Genomic DNA, 19577 nt, shown 5'->3' with positions numbered 1-19577 from the left:
TACTTTATATTAATATTATTTGAATTAAATAAAAGTTAATTGACCTTAATTTTGTTTAAATAATACCATTAACGCATCAATAAGGATGGTGAAAAAATTGCGATACTCTAGAACAAGCAGAATTTCTGAAGAAATAAAGAAAATTGTTAGCAGCTTAATAATGAATGAATTAAAGGATCCTAGAATATCAAAACTAACAAGTATTACACATGTTGAAACTACAGGTGATTTAAGATATGCAAATATTTATGTCAGTACATTTGGCAAGGATTCCGATAACCATGATGAAACAATAGAAGCTTTAAATAATGCTAAGGGTTTTATTAGAAAAGAATTGGGAAAGCATTTAAAGCTTAGATATACACCTGAGCCTATATTTAAGTCTGATGATTCTATTAAGCAGGGAGTATACATGAGTAAGCTTATTGAAAATGTCAATAAGCTTGCTCCTTCGAAACAGGAAGTGGAAGATAATGATTAGTAAGGACATTGTTAATATCCTAAGGGGAAGAAAACATGTAATAATTCTTCCCCATATACTTCCAGATGGGGATACACTAGGTTCTTCTTTAGCACTTGCAAATGCTCTTAGAGATATAGGAAATGATACATTAATTATACTTGATGACGACATTCCTTCAAATTTAAAATTTTTAATAGATAATGACAATAATAATATTATGTCAACCAAATCTTTTTTAAATTTAGATATGAAACCAGATTTGATAGTTACTATAGATACTAGCGATGTTGATAGATTAGGAGATAGATATAAGCTCCTAGGACTCTGTGAAGAGATTTTAAATATAGATCATCATATAACAAATAGAAACTATGGTAAGTACAATTATGTTGATGCTGAGGCTTCTTCATGTGGAGAAATAATATATGAAATTACTAAGTGTTTAGATATAGAATTAAGTAAGGATATTTCTACATATCTCTATGTTGCATTATCTACCGACACTGGAAGCTTCAAATACAGCAATACCTCTCCAAAAACCTTAAGAATAGCTGCTAACCTACTTGAAGCAGGAATAGATACAAACTACATTATTACTGAGCTTTATCAAAATAGACCCATTAATAAAATTAAGCTTTTATCTGATGCATTAAACAACCTTGAAAGGTTTTACGATGGCAGGCTTTCTTTAATGTATATTTCACTACAGGTGTTTGAGTCTAATAATTTATCTCCTGGAGATGCAGATGGCATTATAGAATATGCCCGTGATATTGAAGGGGTTGAGGTTGCTGTATTACTTAAGGAGCTTTCTCCAAATGAAATTAAGGTTGGATTTCGTTCGAAGTATGATATTGATGTAAGTGCTATTGCTGAAGAATTTAATGGTGGAGGGCACAAAAAGGCTTCAGGCTGCACTATTTTTGATACCATAGAAAACGCAAAAAAATTAATAGTAGAAAAATTCAAAAATATATTTTAGTTTGACAGGTGAAGATATGAAAGGTATATTAAATATTGCTAAGCCTCCAAATATGACATCCCATGATGTAGTATCCTTTGTTAGAAAAAAAATCAATTTGAAAAAAGTTGGACATACGGGAACCTTAGATCCTATGGCAACAGGAGTGCTGCCTATATGTATTGGGAAAGCTACAAAGGTAATACAGTACATGGAGAATGATACAAAGGTATATAGGGCTGAATTAACTTTAGGAGCAGTTACAGATACCCAAGATAAATGGGGGAATATTATATCTCAAAACAACACAAATGTTTCAAAAAAAGAAATTCTTGAAGCTTTTAATTCATTTGAGGGAGAGATTTTTCAAATTCCTCCAATGTATTCCGCCTTAAAATATAAAGGAAAAAAGCTTTATGAGCTTGCTAGAGAAGGTAAAGAGATTAAGCGTGAAGCAAGAAGAGTATATATTTATTATATAAATATAATAAATATTGTTGAAAACAGGGTTCTTTTTGATGTAAAATGTTCTAAAGGAACATATATTAGAACATTATGTCATGATATAGGCAAAAATCTTGGTGTCGGTGGGCATATGTCATTTTTAGCAAGACTTCAAAGCGGTGTATTCAAGCTTGAAGATTCTGTAACTATAGAAGAATTAGATGAAGCAGATATAGATACCATTAATAAAAGGTATTTATATAAAATAGATTATCCTTTAAGTGATATGCCTAGGATAGATATAGCTTTATCAGCTGCAAAATCAACTCTTAATGGAGTACCTGTAAAAGAAAATTTTTATAAAACTAATAGTATAATCAAAAATAATCAACTAGTAAGATTATATATAGAAGAAAAATTTATAGGTATAGGTATGTATAATAAAAGAAAAAATAATTCTTTTATAAAAATAAAGAAGTTATTTATTTAAATTAACTCATTGTGTCAGTAATTAAGTTTTTGTTTGAAAAATCCTCGGCATGAAAGCTAGCACAATGAGTTAAATTGAAGACAGAATAAGAAAAATTATGTAAATTAATATTTATTTTCTTAGTAAAACTAGTGAGGAGAAGCTCAATGGAAGTAATATATTCGTTAGAAGAAATAGATAAAATAACTGACAAAACTGGGGTTTCTCTTGGATCCTTTGATGGACTTCATAAAGGTCATCAAACATTAATTAATACACTTAAGGGAAAATGTGTAAAAGAAAACCTTAAAAGTGTTATTTACACATTTTCTAATCATCCGAGAGGAATAATTAATTTTAAAAGTTCACCGAAACTAATTATAAATAATAATCAAAAAATAGGTTTGCTTGAAAAAATAGGGGTGGATTATTTAGTTTTAGTTAAGTTTGATGAATTTCAGAAAAATATTGGAGCAAAGGAATTTGTTGAAAAAATATTATTAGAAAAATTAAATATGAGTTGTATGGTAGTTGGTAATGATTGTCGTTTCGGCAAAAATGCTGAGGGTGATACAAGCTTATTAGAAAAATTCTCAAAAAAATATGGGTTTGCTTTAAATGTTGTCGCACCTGTTATGATAGGTGATGAAGTTATCAGTAGTACATCCATAAGAAATCAATTGTCTAATGGCTTAATTGATAAGGCAAATTCTTTTCTTGGTAGAAAATATTCTATTGCAGGAAAAGTTATAAAGGGTAAGCAATTTGGAGGAAAACAAGGTTTTCCCACAGCAAATATTTCAATTGACTTTAACTTGTGCCTGCCTAAACCTGGTGTTTATGTAACTGAAACAATAATAAATAATAATAGATACAGCAGCATAACAAATGTAGGCTTTAATCCCACATTCAATCAAAAAAATTACAATATAGAGACACATATAATGAATTTTAATAAAAAAATATATAACGAAGAAATTACAATAGAGTTTCTTTGTAGGATAAGAGATGAGATAAAATTTAATAATGTAGATGATCTATATAGACAAGTAAATAAAGATATTGCTTTTGCTAAAGATTATTTTAATATATAGATTGAAGATGTATTAGAATATCCTTTTGGTTGCAAGTTTTGAATCATTCTCATATAATTTTGTAATCATTAATTTTAGTGGAAGTAAAGTATAGAATATTTTTATATTTATTTGCAATTATATATTTACAATATTCATTTTTTATGTTAAAATTTCATAGCGAAGAACCTTTTGCTTAGAACATCGATTCACCAACGTTATTCTAGGCATAAGGGGATAAAAAAGAGGAGGTGACAATATGGCTTTAACTAAAGAAATTAAAGACAAGATAATTGCAGAACATAAGGTTCATGAATCTGATACTGGTTCTCCAGAGGTTCAAATTTCATTACTTACTTATAGAATTAATGAATTAAATGAGCATTTAAAGATTCATAAAAAAGACCATCATTCAAGGAGAGGTCTTTTAAAGATGGTTGGTAAAAGAAGAAATTTATTAAATTATCTTAAAAATAATGACATTGAAAGATATAGAACATTGATTACTAAACTTGGATTAAGAAAATAGTTTTGAGCGGGGGTATAACCCGCTCTATTATTTTATTATTTTCATGAAAATTAAATCATTGAGTTAATACATACTATTTTTATTTTATTAAAAGACTTTTTTATTAATTAGTAGGATATAATATTTTAATATAGAAATAAATTATTATATCTAATTTCATAGTATATATTTATATATTAGACTAAGGAGGTATAAAATGGTAAAAGTTTTTGAAATGGAGCTTGCTGGTAGAGCCCTTAAAGCAGAAATAGGAAAAGTAGCTGAGCAAGCCAATGGTGCTGTACTTTTAAGCTATGGTGAAACCGTTGTATTGGTTACTGCAACAGCTTCAGCAAAGCCAAGAGAAGGTATTGATTTTTTTCCTTTGAGTGTTGATTTTGAAGAACGGCAGTATTCCGTTGGAAAAATTCCTGGTGGTTTTATTAAAAGAGAAGGAAAGCCTACAGAAAAGGCAGTTCTTACTTCTAGATTAATTGATAGACCTATCCGTCCATTATTCCCAAAGGGATATAGAAATGATGTACAAGTTATTGCAACAGTTTTATCTGTGGATCAGGATTGTACTCCAGATATTGTAGCTATGATTGGTTCTTCTATAGCATTATCGATATCAGATATACCCTTTGATGGGCCAACTGGCTCTGTAGCAGTAGGTTTAATAGATGGTAAATTTGTAGTAAATCCGACTGCTAAGGAAAGAGAACTTACAGAGATGCATTTGGTTGTATCTGGAACTAAGGATGCAATTATGATGGTTGAGGCAGGTGCAAATATAATTCCTGAAGATGTAATCCTTGATGGTATAATGTTTGCACATGATCAAATAAAAGCTATAGTTCAGTTTATAGAAGGAATAGTTAAAGAGATTGGAAAAGAAAAACAAGAGGTAGAACTGTATAAAGTAGATGAAAATATTGATAAAGAAGTAAGAGAATATGCAGTTGAAAAAATGAAGGATGCCATTAGAACAGAAGATAAACAACAAAGAAATGAAAATATTGAAATAGTAAAAGAAGAAGTTGTAAACAAATTTATTGAAGAGTATCCTGAAAATGAAAAAGATATAAAAACTGTTCTAGAAAGCATTATAAAAGAGCTTGTTAGAGAAATGATAACTAAAGAAGGGATAAGACCAGACAATAGAAAATTAGATGAGATTAGAAAAATAACCTGTGATGTAGGATTGTTAGCTAGAACCCATGGATCAGGTCTATTCACAAGAGGCCAAACTCAGGTTCTTACCATTGCCACTTTAGGAGCTCTTGGTGATGCTCAAGTATTAGATGGACTAGGACTTGAAGAATCTAAAAGATACATGCACCATTACAATTTCCCGCCATACAGTGTTGGAGAAACTAGATTTTTAAGGGGGCCAGGCAGAAGAGAAATAGGACATGGAGCATTAGCTGAAAGAGCGTTAGAGCCTGTAATTCCTTCTGAAGAGGATTACCCATATGCTATAAGGTTAGTTTCTGAGGTGCTCAGTTCAAATGGAAGTACATCTCAAGCCAGTGTTTGTGGTAGTACATTATCTCTTTTAGATGCAGGCGTACCAATAAAAGCTCCTGTAGCTGGTATAGCCATGGGATTAATAAAACAAGATGATAAGGTAGCTATACTTAGTGATATACAAGGAATGGAAGACTTTTTAGGAGACATGGATTTTAAGGTTGCTGGAACTGCAGAAGGGATTACAGCAATTCAAATGGATATTAAAATTCATGGAATCAATAAAGAGATTTTGCAAAAAGCTTTAGAACAAGCAAGAATAGGAAGATTATTTATACTTGATAAGATGAACGAAGTAATTTCAAAGCCTAGAACAGAAATGTCCAAATATGCACCAAGGGTAATAAAAACAAAGATTGACCCTGAAAAGATACGAGATATAATTGGTCCAGGTGGTAAAACTATCAATAAAATAATTGCTGAAACCGATGTTAAAATAGATATAGAAGATAATGGAGATATATTTATAACAGCTAATAGTATGGAGCAAGGTGATAAGGCCTTAAGAATAATAGAAGAAATTGTAAAAGAAGTCCAAGTTGGAGAAATTTATGTAGGGAAAATAGTTAGAATAACTTCCTTTGGAGCTTTTGTAGAAATTCTTCCAGGCAAAGAAGGTTTAGTTCATATTTCCCAAATGGCAAAAGAACGTATTCCAAGGGTAGAAGATTTATTCAAGGTTGGAGATGAAATAGTTGTTAAGGTTACTGAAATAGATAAGCAAGGTAGAATAAATTTATCTAGAAAAGCGGCACTAGCAGCTAATGAAGAAAAAAGCAAGAAAGCATAAACCAAACAAGGTTTATGTTTTTTAGTTGATTCATTGTGATTTTTGTCACCATTTAAATGAAATATTAATATATACAACCTTCCCTTCATAAGATTAAGTAGGGGAGGGATGTATGTGACAAGAACTACAAAAACCTTTATAATACCAGTTTTTTTATTGGTGATTTTAATACTTACATCATTTTTGTATAATGAAACCGTGTTATCAGTCTTTAGGAATGAGGAATTGACACCTATACGTAAAGGAAGTAATAAGGATTATATAGCATTTACCTGTAATGTTGATTGGGGAACAGAATTTATACCACCAATGCTTGATATTTTAAAAAAACATGATATTAAGATAACATTCTTTGTTAGTGGAAGATGGGCAAAAAATAATCCTGATATGCTAAAAAAAATTGATGAGCAAGGGCATGAAATAGGTAATCATGGATATGGACATAGAATGCATAGTAAGCTAGGTATAGAGGATAATAAGATAGAAATAGAAAAAACCCATAACATTGTTAAAGATATTTTAGGTAAGGATATGTACTATTTTGCACCTCCTGCAGGAGATTTTAATGATATAACATTAAAAGTAGCCAGTGAATGTGGTTATAAAACCATATTATGGAATATTGATACAATAGATTGGCGTAAGGATTCTACTAGTGATAAAATTATAAAAAGAGTTTTAGGTAAGCCATTGAAGTCATCAATTGTTTTAATGCACCCTAAAAAAGAAACGGTTAAGGCATTAGATTACATGATAGAAGCAATAAAAGAAAAGAATATAAAAATCGGTACTGTCTCTGATGTTTTGAATAGTCTTGATTAAATATATAAACTAAATTATAATAATCTTATGCAATTTGTGAAGTTATACTTTAATAGTAAAATTTCACAAATTTTTAATGAGTAAAGAAATAATATCCGCAAAGAGAAAAGATATCTTTGTCATTAAAAAAAGTACAAGTAATTTAGCAAGGGAGATTATAATGCATAAAAAATTTATCTTAAATAATGGAATTAAAGTAATTACTAGAAAACTTTCCCATGTTAGATCTGTATCTATAGGAATATGGGTTAGAACTGGTTCAGTTTCTGAAAATATTTATAATAACGGTATTTCACATTTTATCGAGCATATGTTATTCAAAGGTACATTTGATAGAACTGCAAAGGAAATTGCTTCTGATATGGATAGTATAGGCGGACAAATAAACGCTTTTACCAGTAAAGAGTATACTTGTTATTATTCTAAGGTATTGGATTCACATATGGATATTGCCATAGATATTTTAAGTGATATGATACTGAATTCAAAATTCGATGAAAATGATATAATCAAAGAAAAAAGTGTTATTTATGAAGAAATAAGTATGTATGAGGATTCACCAGAGGATTTAGTATATGATTCCTTATCAAAGGTAATATTTAATGGACATTCATTAGGCTTGCCAATTTTAGGAACACAAGATTCAATAGAATCTTTATCAAAACAAGATTTAGTGAATTATATGAAAACCAACTATAATAGGGACAGTATTGCTATTGCCGTTGCTGGAAGCTTTGATGAAAGCAATTTGATAAAAGAGCTAAATAGAAAGTTTGGATGGTATGCCTTTGAATCGTCGGATGAAAGAAATATTGAAAAGCCTATATTTCATAGCAATTATATCTATAGGAGTAAAGATATTGAGCAAATACATTTATGTATTGGCTTTAACGGGGTAGCAAATGATGGAGATATTATATATCCACTATATATTTTAAATAATATATTTGGTGGAAGTATGAGTTCAAGATTATTCCAGATAATAAGGGAAGAACATGGATTAGCATATTCAATCTATTCTCATCCAAGTTTTTACAAAAATTTCGGTTTATTTACCATTTATGTAAGTTTAAATCCTTCGCAGCTTAAAAAGGTTACAGAATTGATAACAATAGAAATAAATAAATTAGTTAATAATTATATAACAAAAGAGGAGTTAAATAGAGCTAAAGAGCAACTAAAAGGTAATTATATTTTAGGTTTAGAGAGCACAAGCAGTATAATGACTATGTTGGGTAAATATGAGATATTTGGAAAGAAAATAAAGAGTATAGGAGAAGTTTTAAAAAGCATTGATAGTGTCAATATGTCTGACATGGAAAATATTATAAACAAAATATTTAAAGGGGATAAGTTCAGCTTATCAATAGTTGGCAAACTAGATGAAAATACTACGAAAGAGAGTTTTGAATATATAAAGGATAATTTATTATAATTTTTTTTATTGTCATATTTCTTCCTTTTAAATTATAAAATAGTACAAACAGGTTAGATAAAAGGAGGAAAAATATTATGAGATTTAGTGAACTTGGAGGAAAGGAAATAGTAAATATAAGTGATGGCTGTAGACTTGGAATGGTTGCCGAATCTGATTTGCTTATAGATGAAAAAACAGGAAAAATTAAGGCTTTATTAGTACCAGATATAAAAAGTAGTTTTTCAATTTTTTCTGATAGAAACTTTATAGAGATTCCCTGGGAATGTGTAAAGAAGGTTGGTAATGATATGATTATTATTGAGCTTAATAGTAACCAATATGGTGATAATGGCTTGTATCTGTGATCAAGATTTTTTTGATAAAATAATGACTATATAAAAATAGATTTATGAAAATAAATCTAAAGGTAACATCCCTACAGCAGTAATCATAATATAAAATATAGTTTATGGATACTTGTATTTAAATGATTAAAGCAAGTATCCCTATAAATTGCATACTTGACATTAGGTATGATACAAGGGGGATAAATATGGATATATTGGTTCAAAAATTTGGAGGTACATCTGTTGCTACAAAGGATTTAAGGGAAAGGGTAGCTCAAAAGGTTATTGAAACAAAGGCATGTGGTAAATTTCCTGTTGTTGTTGTGTCTGCTATTGGGAGAAACGGAGATCCCTATGCAACAGATACTTTACTTAAACTATCAAAGTCAATTTACCCAGAATTAACTAGTCGTGAATTAGATTTATTAATGAGTTGTGGAGAAATTATATCGGCGGTTTTAATGACCAATACTATAAAGTCAAAGGGATATGACGCTGTGGCATTAACAGGATTTCAAGCAGGTATAATTACTGACTCCAATTTTGGGGAAGCACAAGTTATAAGCGTTAATCCAACAAGGATTATTAATTATCTTAAGGATGATAAGATAGTAGTTATCACTGGATTTCAAGGAGCAACGAAGGATGGAGATATTACAACCTTAGGTAGAGGAGGAAGTGATACTTCGGCGGCAATCTTAGGTGAAGCTTTAAATGCTGAGGTGGTAGAAATATATACCGATGTTGATGGAGTAATGACAGCAGATCCTAGACTTGTGTCGGAAGCAAATGTAATACAATCACTATGTTATAACGAAGTTTATCAAATGGCAAAGTGTGGAGCAAAGGTTATCCATCCTAAAGCTGTTGAAATTGCAGAAAGGGCAAATTTAACTCTAAAAGTAAAGAATACATTTAACGATACAGATGGTACCATTATAAATAATAAACGCCCTTTTTCAGTAATTAAGACAAATGAAAGCTATTCTAAGAAATTAGTTACGGCTGTAGCCCATATGAATGATATAGTTCAAGTTATAATCAATATAAGTTCTGAAGACGAAAAAAATGATTCATTGTTAATGGAATTAACCGATAAAAGGATAAGTATCGATATGATTAACTTTTTTGACGACAGAAAGATATTTACTATAGCTGAAAAGGATTTACAAACTATTAGAAAAATTTTAGATAGCTATAATCTTGAGTATAAAATCACTGAGAATTGTAGCAAAGTAACAATTATAGGTTATAAAATGCATGGTGTACCTGGAGTAATGGCCAGATTAGCCAGAGCTTTATCTAGAGAAAATATAAAAATTCTTCAGTCCTCGGATTCAAATACCACCATATCTTGTTTAATCAATAGTAAGGATCTAATAAATGCAGTAAGAATTTTACATCAAGAATTTGAATTATAAGAATATAGATGATGAATCATGAAATTTCCCTTAGGCAAATACTAAAATTTTGCTATAGAAACTAGCTTAGCTATTAAAAATAATTTAAATTTTTAAACTGCTATATTATTTTTTCAGTATAGTAGTTTTTTTTATGGCTAAAATAATAATAATATAAAATTTAGGAGTGTTGATTATGGATATTTATAGGGATATAAATTTATCTTTTAATAATTCTGAAGATCAGGATGTAAAAAAATCTAAGATAGATATTCCAGATTCAAAAAAATCCAAAATAAAGGTAAGCGAAAATTCAAATTTAAAAAATATAAAAGAAATGGGAACTCAAAACATTCCTAGCATAAGCAATAATATACAATTCTTAACGATAATTGGTCATGTTGAAGGACATAGTGCATCTCCTCCACAAAACAAATCTACAAAATATGAGCATATTATACCTCAATTGGTAGCAATTGAGCAAAATGATTCAGTAGAAGGATTTTTAGTGATATTAAATACTGTAGGAGGAGACGTGGAAGCGGGCTTGGCAATAGCTGAAATGATAGCAAGCTTATCTAAGCCTACTGTATCTCTAGTTTTAGGAGGCAGTCATAGTATTGGAGTACCACTGGCCACTTCATGTAAGTACTCTTATATTGTTCCAACGGCTACAATGACAATTCATCCAATAAGAATGAATGGATTAGTTATCGGAGTTCCACAAACCTTTAAATATTTCCAAAAGATGCAAGAAAGAATTATAGATTTTGTTACAAGAACATCGAAAATTTCTAGAGAAAAACTTGTTGATCTCATGAATGAAACCGACGAAATTGCAAATGATATCGGAACAATTTTAATTGGGGAAAAGGCAGTAGCCCTTGGCTTGATCGATGAAGTAGGTGGATTAGATAAGGCGTTAAAGAAATTAAATGATATGATTATGGAAGAGAGAAAGAAGAAAGAAAAAACAAAGACAAAGGAAGACCATGGAGATGATGAAAAAGTAGGAAATGATGAAGAAATACTATCATAACAAGTATAGATTTAAATTTAACTTATTGTGTTAGTTTTTATCACGGGGGTTTTAATATTTTCTTTGAAATATTAAAACTCTCTAAGGTATCTTAGGAAGCAAAAAATTTTATTATCTAGTGTGGCGATTTAAATTTAATAATAATCTAGTTCAAACTATATTTTTTAAACATACATTGTATGTTATAATATTTCTATAAAGTGTTAATCAATTTAACACTTTATTTTTTTGTAGGTCATTTTTCCTAAAGATAAGAGGTGATCATTTTGGCAAAAAAAAGGACAAGGAGTAAAAAGAAACAAGATAAAAAAACCGAAAAAATGAAGGAAATAAAAGCTTTAATTCAAGTTTCTTTTGGTATAATATGTATTTTCAGCTTACATACTAATTCTGTAGGCAAATTAGGAATTTTCATAAAGAACCTGTTTATGGGGGTATTATCTACACCAGCCTACATACTACCTTATTTAATAATAATAACAGCTTTCTTTTCTTTAAATAGTAGGTTTCAAGAGAAAAAAGGGAAGTTTATGATTAGCTTTCTTAGCCTTTATTTATGTTTTATTATTACATATTCATTGGTTCAAAGAGAATATATACCTAGTGATTTCTCCAACTATAGTTCATTAAAATACTTCTTTAGCAAGTCTTACTGGCTAGGGGTTGAAGGTGGTATTGGTGGGGGGATTATAGGTAATATAATAACATCTATTTTATTATTTCTATTTGGCGTTAAGGGGAGCTATATTATTGCATATACAATAGGTACATTAGCAATAATACTTTCAACAAATCTATCTTTAGTGCATGTAGTTAAATTGTTTGTTAAAGCTATGACGATGCTATTTGAATTCATAAAAGCTTCTATTGGCAATTTATTAACTTCAAAGACTTTACTTGCAGATAATGAAAAAAAGAAATCAAAATCTAATAAAAAAGCAAAAACTATAGCTAAAAATGTTCAAGAAAATACTGAAAACAATAAAGATATTGTGGACGAGAAAATAAAAATTCTTGATTATACTAGCAATTATAAAAGATCAGTTGATTTACCTAAGGATAATTCAAATACCAGAAACGGAAAAAAAATGAAATATAAAGATTTAAATGAAAATGAAGAAGAAGGTATGACGAATATAAATATTAGTGAAAATAATAATTTAGAGAATTATAAAATACCTAATATTGATTTACTAAATCCCAATGAAAATAGTAATTCAATGAAGGATAAAAAGGATATTCTAAATAAAGCTAAGATTTTAGAAGAAACATTACAGAATTTTGGGGTAGATGCAAAGGTGATACAGATTAGTAAAGGACCTACAATAACCCGTTATGAATTGCAGCCAAAACCAGGAGTTAAAGTGAGCAAGATTGTGAATTTATCCGATGATATTGCTTTAAATCTTGCAGCTCAAAATATAAGAATTGAAGCACCTATACCAGGGAAATCTGCAGTTGGTATTGAAGTGCCAAATCCTAGTTCTACACTTGTAACGTTAAGAGAAGTAATTGAAAGTGATAAATTTACTGATAAAACTTCAAAATTAACCTTTGTTTTAGGTAAGGATATTTCAGGTCAGCCAATTGTAGATGATTTAGCCAAAATGCCCCATATGCTTATTGCTGGGGCCACTGGATCAGGAAAGAGTGTTTGTGTGAATTGTTTAATTACTAGTATTTTATATAAAGCTTCTCCCCATGAAGTTAAGTTTTTACTCATTGATCCTAAGGTTGTAGAGCTTAGCTGCTACAATGGAATTCCCCACTTATTACTTCCAGTTGTAACAGATCCTAAAAAGGCAGCGGCAGCCTTAAATTGGGTTGTGCAGGAGATGACAAATAGGTATAAGCTTTTTGCACAAAATAGTGTGAGGGATATAGATGCTTATAATGAAAAGATAAAGGACGCAGAGGATGAAAAACTACCAAAGCTTGTAGTTATAATTGATGAATTGGCAGACCTTATGATCGTTGCTCCAAGTCAAGTTGAAGATGCAATATGTAGACTTGCACAAATGGCTAGAGCAGCAGGAATACATTTAATAGTAGCCACTCAAAGACCCTCTGTAGATGTTATTACTGGTGTTATTAAGGCAAATATTCCTTCTCGTATTGCTTTTGCTGTTTCTTCTGGGGCTGATTCAAGAACTATTCTAGATATGGGGGGAGCAGAAAAGCTATTAGGTAAGGGAGATATGCTTTTTTATCCTGTTGGTTCATCAAAGCCACAAAGGATTCAGGGAGCATTTGTTTCTGATGGAGAAGTAAATAAAGTTGTTGAGTTTATTAAAAATCAAGTTGAAGATATAAATTATGAGGAAGATATAATTGAAAAAATTACTGAAACTCAAAATTCTAAGGAAGAAGAGGTTGATGAATTACTTTCTGATGCCATAGATTTAGTTATTGACACACAGCAAGCATCTATTTCTATGCTTCAAAGAAAATTCAGAATAGGCTATAATAGAGCTGCGAGGATAATAGATGAGATGGAGAGTCGAGGCATAGTTAGTGAAAATCTTGGAAGCAAGCCAAGAAATGTACTTATATCAAAAGAAGAATTTAAAGAAATAAAGAGTAAGACTAGTTAATAAAGCGCCTAGGGCGCTTTCAGCTTGCAGAAAAAATCTACAATATGTTATACTTTGACAGAAGCTCAATTTTACTAGTTCTTACTGGTGGATTGGGGACATGTTTTTATGGGAATGATTTAATTAATCTAAACAATATAGAATCGTGGTGGGAAGAATTATGAGACAAAATTTTATAAATATCGAACAAGCCATTAAATTGCCTAATACAATTTTTATAGATGTTCGTTCAGAAAATGAATTTTTGGAAGCCAATATTCCTGGTTCAATAAATATACCTATTCTTAATAACGAAGAACGTAGTGAAGTAGGGAGGGTATATAGGCAAAAAACCATAGAAGAAGCAAAAATTTTAGGATTGAGATATGCTTCATGTAAATTGGAACAAATATATAGTAAAGTGTTAAAGCTTAAGAAAGAGTATGAAAATATTATACTATATTGTTGGCGTGGGGGTATGAGGAGTAAATCAATTTGTAATGTATTGACAACACTCCAAGTAAAAAATGTATATAGATTATCAGGTGGGTATAAAGCCTATAGGAAATTTGTTATCAATTATATACAAAACCATGTAAAAGATTTCAAGTTTGTTGTACTCCATGGCTTGACAGGTGTTGGTAAAACAATTATTATAGACAAATTAGAAGAAGATAATATTTCAGTTTTGAATTTGGAAAAACTTGCAAAAAACTCTGGCTCTGTATTTGGAGATTTACTTTTTGAAGGAAAATCTCCCTCACAAAAACAATTTGAGTCATTATTATTTAATGACCTATATTACAATGATAAAAAATATGTAGTTGTGGAGAGTGAAAGTAAAAGAATAGGCAGTATCAATGTTCCTGATTCTATAATGAAGTCAATGAAGAAAGGTTACCATATTTTAATAAAGACCAGCTTACAAAATAGAATCATAAATATATATAGTGATTATATAAAAGAAGACTGCAAAATAGATGAAAAGCTTATAAAATGTATTAAACATCTTAATAAAAGATTAGGAAATAAAAATGTTGAAATACTAATAAGTAGAATTCAAAGTGGTGATTATGAATTTGTCATAGAATTCCTAATTAAAAATTATTACGATCCACTCTATAAGTACTCAATAGATAAAATAGATAGAACTGATTTAACCATAGATTATAACAAAATTAATGATGCGGTAGATAAAATCAAAGACTTTATATTTAGTAAAAATTTAGACGAAGGGAGTAAATAAACCAGTGAATGAGAAAATATACTTAGAAACCCTAGGATGTTCTAAGAACCAAGTTGATTCAGAAATAATGTTAGGTATTTTGAAGGAGCATAATTATGATTTCACCTATGATGAATCAGAGGCAGATATAATTATAATTAATACCTGTGGCTTCATAGAGAGTGCTAAGAAGGAATCAATTGATACAATTTTAGAACTTGCACAGCTAAAAAAAACATGTAAATGTAAGATATTAATTGTAACTGGATGTTTAGCTCAGAGGTATTCGAAGGAATTATCTATGGAGATCCCTGAAGTTGATGCCTTTTTAGGTACCACGAATTTTAATGAAATTGCAAAGATTATTAATAAGATTTTGAAAAATAATGAAAGAATTGTTTCTACAGCTAATTCTGACAAAGCTGTAGAATATGATTTACCAAGAATTCTAACATCTCCATCTTATACTGCTTATCTTAAAATTGCAGAGGGTTGTGATAATTACTGTACCTATTGTATAATACCTAAGTTAAGAGGTAAGTACAAAAGTCGACCAATTGAGAAGATAGTTAATGAAGCAAAGAACCTTGCAAAGAATGGAACTAAAGAATTAATAGTCATTGCTCAGGATATAACAAGATATGGTATTGATTTATATGGCAATTATCAATTATGTGAATTACTAAAGCAGCTTAATTCTATAGAAGAATTAAAATGGATAAGATTACAATATTCTTACCCAGATATAATCAGTGATGAACTGATAGAAGTTATTGAATCAAATAAAAAAATATGTAAATATATTGATATACCTATTCAACACTGTAACAATAAAATCCTTAAAGAAATGAATCGTAGAACAACAAAGGAGCATATTATAACTGTTATTAATAAACTAAGAAAGAAAATTCCTGATATAGCAATAAGAACAACTTTAATAACAGGTTTTCCAGGTGAAACCGATGAGCAATTTACAGAGCTTTATGATTTTGTTAAAGAAATAGAATTTGATAAGCTTGGAGTTTTTACTTATTCAAGGGAAGAGGATACCCCAGCTGCCAAATTACCTAAGCAAATTCCTGAAGATATTAAAGAAAATAGAAGAGATAAAATAATGCTTCTTCAAAGAGATATATCTTTAAAGAAAAATATGGATAAAATAGGCAGAGTATATGATATACTTATAGAAGAAAAGATAGAAAATGAAAATGTGTATGTGGGAAGAACTGAGTTTGATGCTCCAGAAATTGATGGTGTTGTTTATATAAATTCCCATTTAAATATTAATATTGGTGAGTTTATAAGAGCAAAAATTATCGATGCTCTTGAATATGATTTAATAGGAGAGGTTGTCAATGAACTTAGCGAATAAGATTACTATTCTTAGAATCTTGTTAGTTCCAATTTTTATGTTTTTTCTTTTAACAAAGATTCCTTACGGAGTAACGATTGCGGTAGTTATATTCATAATTGCAGCACTAACTGATAGCTTAGATGGATATATTGCTAGAAGCAGAAATCAAATCACAAAGCTTGGGAAGTTTATGGATCCATTAGCCGATAAGCTTTTAGTAACAGCTGCTTTAGTATCTCTTGTGCAAATGGACAAGCTACCAGCTTGGGTAACAGTTATTATTATATCAAGGGAAATTATTGTTAGCGTTTTTAGAGCAGTAGCTGCATCGGAAGGAATAGTAATAGCTGCCAGTCCATGGGGAAAAGCTAAAACTATTTCACAAATAGTTGCTATTTTGGTGTTGCTTTTCAATAATTATCCTTTTAGATTATTCAACATTCCCTTTGATACTATAGCTGTATGGACTGCCGTAATACTAACCATAATTTCTGGGTTTGATTATATCAATAAAAACAAGCAAGTGCTTATGTAAAGTCTTATCATAAGAAGATAAATACTAATTAGATTAAAAACATTTTTAGCAAAGGGGAGAAAGTCAGTTGAATTGCACTATATTAACTGTTGGAACCGAGCTGTTAATGGGTCAAATTGTCAATACAAATGCCGCTTTTTTATCTAAGGAGCTTAACGAACTAGGAATTAATGTGCTATATCATCTTACAGTTGGAGATAACCCTGATAGGCTTGAAAAAATATTTAAAGATGCCCTCGAATTTTCTGACTTAATCATTACTACTGGAGGTCTTGGCCCTACTCAAGACGATTTAACTAAAGAAACTATTTCAAATGCATTAGATAGGGAACTAATACTACATAAACCAACCTATAATAAGATAAAGGATTTTTTTATTAGTATTAATAGGGAGATGACAATCAATAATAAAAAGCAAGCCTATATACCCCATGATAGTATTGTTTTGGACAATGAAAAGGGAACTGCTCCAGGTTTTATTATTGAAGCAGATGAAAAGATTATAATATCATTGCCAGGTCCTCCTAAGGAAATGAAGAGCTTATTCTTAAATTTAGTTAAACCATACTTACTGAGCAAGTCAGAATTTAAAATTAAGTCTAAAATCATTAAATTTTTTGATATAGGAGAATCAAGCCTTGAAACTGCTTTAGAAGATATTATTACTAATCAAACTAATCCAACCCTTGCTACCTATGCCAAGGATGGAGAATTGAGCTTACGTATAACTGCTAAAGGAGAAACAGATGAAGAAATTGATGGCTTTATAAATCCAATTATGAATGAAGTTAAAAAGAGGTTAGGTAAAAAAATATATAGCTATAATAATGAAACATTAGAAGAAGTAGTTGCAAAAATGCTTATAGATAATAACATAACCATTTCTTTAGCTGAGTCTTGTACTGGAGGCTTGTTAGCATCAAAACTTACTGCAATATCTGGTATTTCTAAGGCTTTAGATAGGGCTATCGTAACATACAGCAATACTGCAAAAATACAAGAATTAAATGTTGATGAAATAATTCTTAAAGAACATGGTGCTGTCAGTGAAGAAACAGCTGCTGCTATGGCCCAGGGTTTAAAAACTATAACTAAAAGTGATATTTGTTTATCAATAACTGGTATTGCTGGACCAACAGGTGGTACTCTAGAAAAACCAGTTGGTTTAGTATATATTGGGATAGCAACTGATAAAAAAACCTTTATTAAGAAACTAAGTTTAAAGGGAGATAGAAATAAGATTAGAAATTATACTGCAATATCGGCACTTAACTTAATTAGAAAAACCATAGAAATGGAATTTATAAATTAAATTTTAAAATATTGATAACTATAGTTGACCTACTAAGCAAAATTATGTATAATTAACTTATAGAACATTTGTTCGAGGAAGAAAGGTAGGTGAAAACCAGATATATAACCAATTTAGAATTTTCATTTTAAAGATGGCTATACTTATTATATCTGGGATAATATGAGTGACAAAAACAAAGCATTAGAGACTGTTTTAAATCAAATAGAAAGACAGTTTGGCAAAGGGTCCATAATGAAGCTTGGCGATGATAGAAATAGACTTAATATAGAGAGCATTTCAACAGGTTCCATTGAACTTGACATAGCTCTTGGAATAGGTGGTGTCCCTAGAGGAAGAGTTGTTGAAATTTATGGACCAGAGTCTTCAGGTAAGACTACAGTTGCCCTTCATATTATTGCTGAAGCTCAACGTATGGGAGGCACTGCAGCCTTTGTAGATGCTGAGCATGCTTTAGATCCTGTATACTGTAAAAGCTTAGGTGTAGATATTGATAACCTTATTGTTTCTCAGCCTGATACAGGAGAACAAGCTTTAGAAATCGTTGAAGCTCTAGTAAGAAGTGGTGCTATTGATGTAATAGTTATTGATTCCGTTGCTGCACTTGTACCTAAAGCTGAAATTGCTGGTGAAATGGGAGACAGTCATGTTGGATTACAAGCAAGGCTTATGTCACAGGCTTTAAGGAAATTAACAGGTATTATTAATAAATCTAAAACCGCAACAATTTTCATAAATCAATTAAGAGAAAAAGTAGGAGTTATGTTTGGAAACCCAGAGACTACTACAGGTGGTAGGGCACTGAAATTTTATTCTTCAGTTAGACTTGATGTTAGAAAAGTAGATATTATTAAACAGAACAATGAATTTATGGGAAATAGAACTAAGGTTAAAGTAGTCAAGAATAAGCTTGCTCCACCATTTAAACAAGCTGAATTTGATATAATGTATGGTAAAGGTATATCTAAGGAAGGTGGAATACTAGATAGTGCTGTAAATGCGGAAATAATTAAAAAGTCTGGTTCTTGGTATAGCTATAAAGATATTAAGCTAGGTCAAGGTCGTGAAAATGTTAAACAATTCCTAATTGAAAATCCTGAATTGCTATCGGAATTAGATTTAATGGTTAGAAAGCATTATAACTTACCCATAAAAGAAGAAATGAAGCAAGAAGAGTCGGTTAAGCCAGAAAAAAACAAATAAGCCAATTATAGGAATTTAAGTAAAGACTTTAATTTATACATATCCAAAACGCCCAGAAACGTTGCGTATTTGTACATGTATAAATTAAGTTTTACTATGTAAATCCTATATA

The 19577-nt window shown here is 30.2% G+C and carries 17 protein-coding genes; all 17 read left to right on the top strand.

The features are described from left to right. Positions 1-97: 97 nt before the first annotated feature. The 17 genes from rbfA to recA all read left to right on the top strand — a co-directional run bounded on the left by rbfA (position 98) and on the right by recA (position 19465). Positions 98-481: a 30S ribosome-binding factor RbfA gene (gene rbfA, locus BUB36_RS07590; RefSeq protein ID WP_165613050.1), complete on the top strand. Its 384-nt coding sequence runs from the start codon at positions 98-100 to the stop codon at positions 479-481. Further along, entirely contained in the window at positions 474-1445 is a 972-nt protein-coding gene (locus BUB36_RS07585) for a DHH family phosphoesterase (protein WP_073148651.1), read from the top strand. The genes rbfA and BUB36_RS07585 overlap by 8 nt, the downstream gene beginning before the upstream one ends. Before the next feature lie 16 nt (positions 1446-1461). Next, entirely contained in the window at positions 1462-2358 is an 897-nt protein-coding gene (truB, locus tag BUB36_RS07580; RefSeq protein ID WP_073148649.1) for a tRNA pseudouridine(55) synthase TruB, read from the top strand. A gap of 146 nt (positions 2359-2504) precedes the next feature. After that, positions 2505-3431: a bifunctional riboflavin kinase/FAD synthetase gene (locus tag BUB36_RS07575; RefSeq protein WP_073148647.1), complete on the top strand. Its 927-nt coding sequence runs from the start codon at positions 2505-2507 to the stop codon at positions 3429-3431. Positions 3432-3669: 238 nt separating this feature from the next. Next, the gene (gene rpsO, locus BUB36_RS07570; protein ID WP_073148645.1) at positions 3670-3939 is read left to right on the top strand and encodes a 30S ribosomal protein S15; all 270 of its coding nucleotides are present in this window, start codon (positions 3670-3672) and stop codon (positions 3937-3939) included. A gap of 196 nt (positions 3940-4135) precedes the next feature. Further along, positions 4136-6238 (top strand): polyribonucleotide nucleotidyltransferase, encoded by a 2103-nt coding sequence (locus BUB36_RS07565; RefSeq protein ID WP_073148643.1) that lies wholly within the window; start codon positions 4136-4138, stop codon positions 6236-6238. Between the two features lie 114 nt (positions 6239-6352). Continuing rightward, on the top strand, positions 6353-7060 hold the full coding sequence (locus tag BUB36_RS07560; protein ID WP_242655740.1) for a polysaccharide deacetylase family protein: 708 nt from the start codon (positions 6353-6355) through the stop codon (positions 7058-7060). A gap of 160 nt (positions 7061-7220) precedes the next feature. Beyond that, positions 7221-8495 carry a M16 family metallopeptidase gene (locus BUB36_RS07555; RefSeq protein ID WP_073148639.1) on the top strand — a complete coding sequence of 425 codons (1275 nt, stop codon included), beginning with the start codon at positions 7221-7223 and terminating at the stop codon, positions 8493-8495. A gap of 77 nt (positions 8496-8572) precedes the next feature. Continuing rightward, positions 8573-8842: a YlmC/YmxH family sporulation protein gene (locus BUB36_RS07550; protein ID WP_073148637.1), complete on the top strand. Its 270-nt coding sequence runs from the start codon at positions 8573-8575 to the stop codon at positions 8840-8842. A gap of 188 nt (positions 8843-9030) precedes the next feature. Continuing rightward, on the top strand, positions 9031-10245 hold the full coding sequence (dapG, locus tag BUB36_RS07545; protein WP_073148635.1) for an aspartate kinase: 1215 nt from the start codon (positions 9031-9033) through the stop codon (positions 10243-10245). Positions 10246-10420: 175 nt separating this feature from the next. Then, complete coding sequence (locus tag BUB36_RS07540; protein WP_073148633.1) at positions 10421-11263, top strand: ClpP family protease; 843 nt, start codon at positions 10421-10423, stop codon at positions 11261-11263. Positions 11264-11583: 320 nt separating this feature from the next. Beyond that, on the top strand, positions 11584-13857 hold the full coding sequence (locus BUB36_RS07535; protein ID WP_073148757.1) for a DNA translocase FtsK: 2274 nt from the start codon (positions 11584-11586) through the stop codon (positions 13855-13857). Between the two features lie 160 nt (positions 13858-14017). Further along, positions 14018-15082 (top strand): tRNA 2-selenouridine(34) synthase MnmH, encoded by a 1065-nt coding sequence (gene mnmH / locus BUB36_RS07530; RefSeq protein ID WP_073148631.1) that lies wholly within the window; start codon positions 14018-14020, stop codon positions 15080-15082. A gap of 4 nt (positions 15083-15086) precedes the next feature. Beyond that, positions 15087-16433, top strand: a complete 1347-nt coding sequence (rimO, locus tag BUB36_RS07525; RefSeq protein WP_073148629.1) for a 30S ribosomal protein S12 methylthiotransferase RimO — start codon at positions 15087-15089, stop codon at positions 16431-16433. Next, complete coding sequence (pgsA, locus tag BUB36_RS07520; protein ID WP_073148627.1) at positions 16417-16950, top strand: CDP-diacylglycerol--glycerol-3-phosphate 3-phosphatidyltransferase; 534 nt, start codon at positions 16417-16419, stop codon at positions 16948-16950. Before rimO ends, pgsA begins: the two co-directional genes overlap by 17 nt. Positions 16951-17017: 67 nt before the next feature. Beyond that, positions 17018-18262, top strand: coding sequence for a competence/damage-inducible protein A (locus BUB36_RS07515; RefSeq protein ID WP_073148625.1), 1245 nt, complete (start codon positions 17018-17020; stop codon positions 18260-18262). A gap of 162 nt (positions 18263-18424) precedes the next feature. Continuing rightward, positions 18425-19465 (top strand): recombinase RecA, encoded by a 1041-nt coding sequence (gene recA, locus BUB36_RS07510; RefSeq protein WP_073148623.1) that lies wholly within the window; start codon positions 18425-18427, stop codon positions 19463-19465. Positions 19466-19577: the final 112 nt, after the last annotated feature.

This window comes from Paramaledivibacter caminithermalis DSM 15212, assembly GCF_900142245.1.
Classification (GTDB): domain Bacteria; phylum Bacillota; class Clostridia; order Peptostreptococcales; family Caminicellaceae; genus Paramaledivibacter; species Paramaledivibacter caminithermalis.
This window is presented reverse-complemented; position numbering and strand designations above follow the sequence as displayed.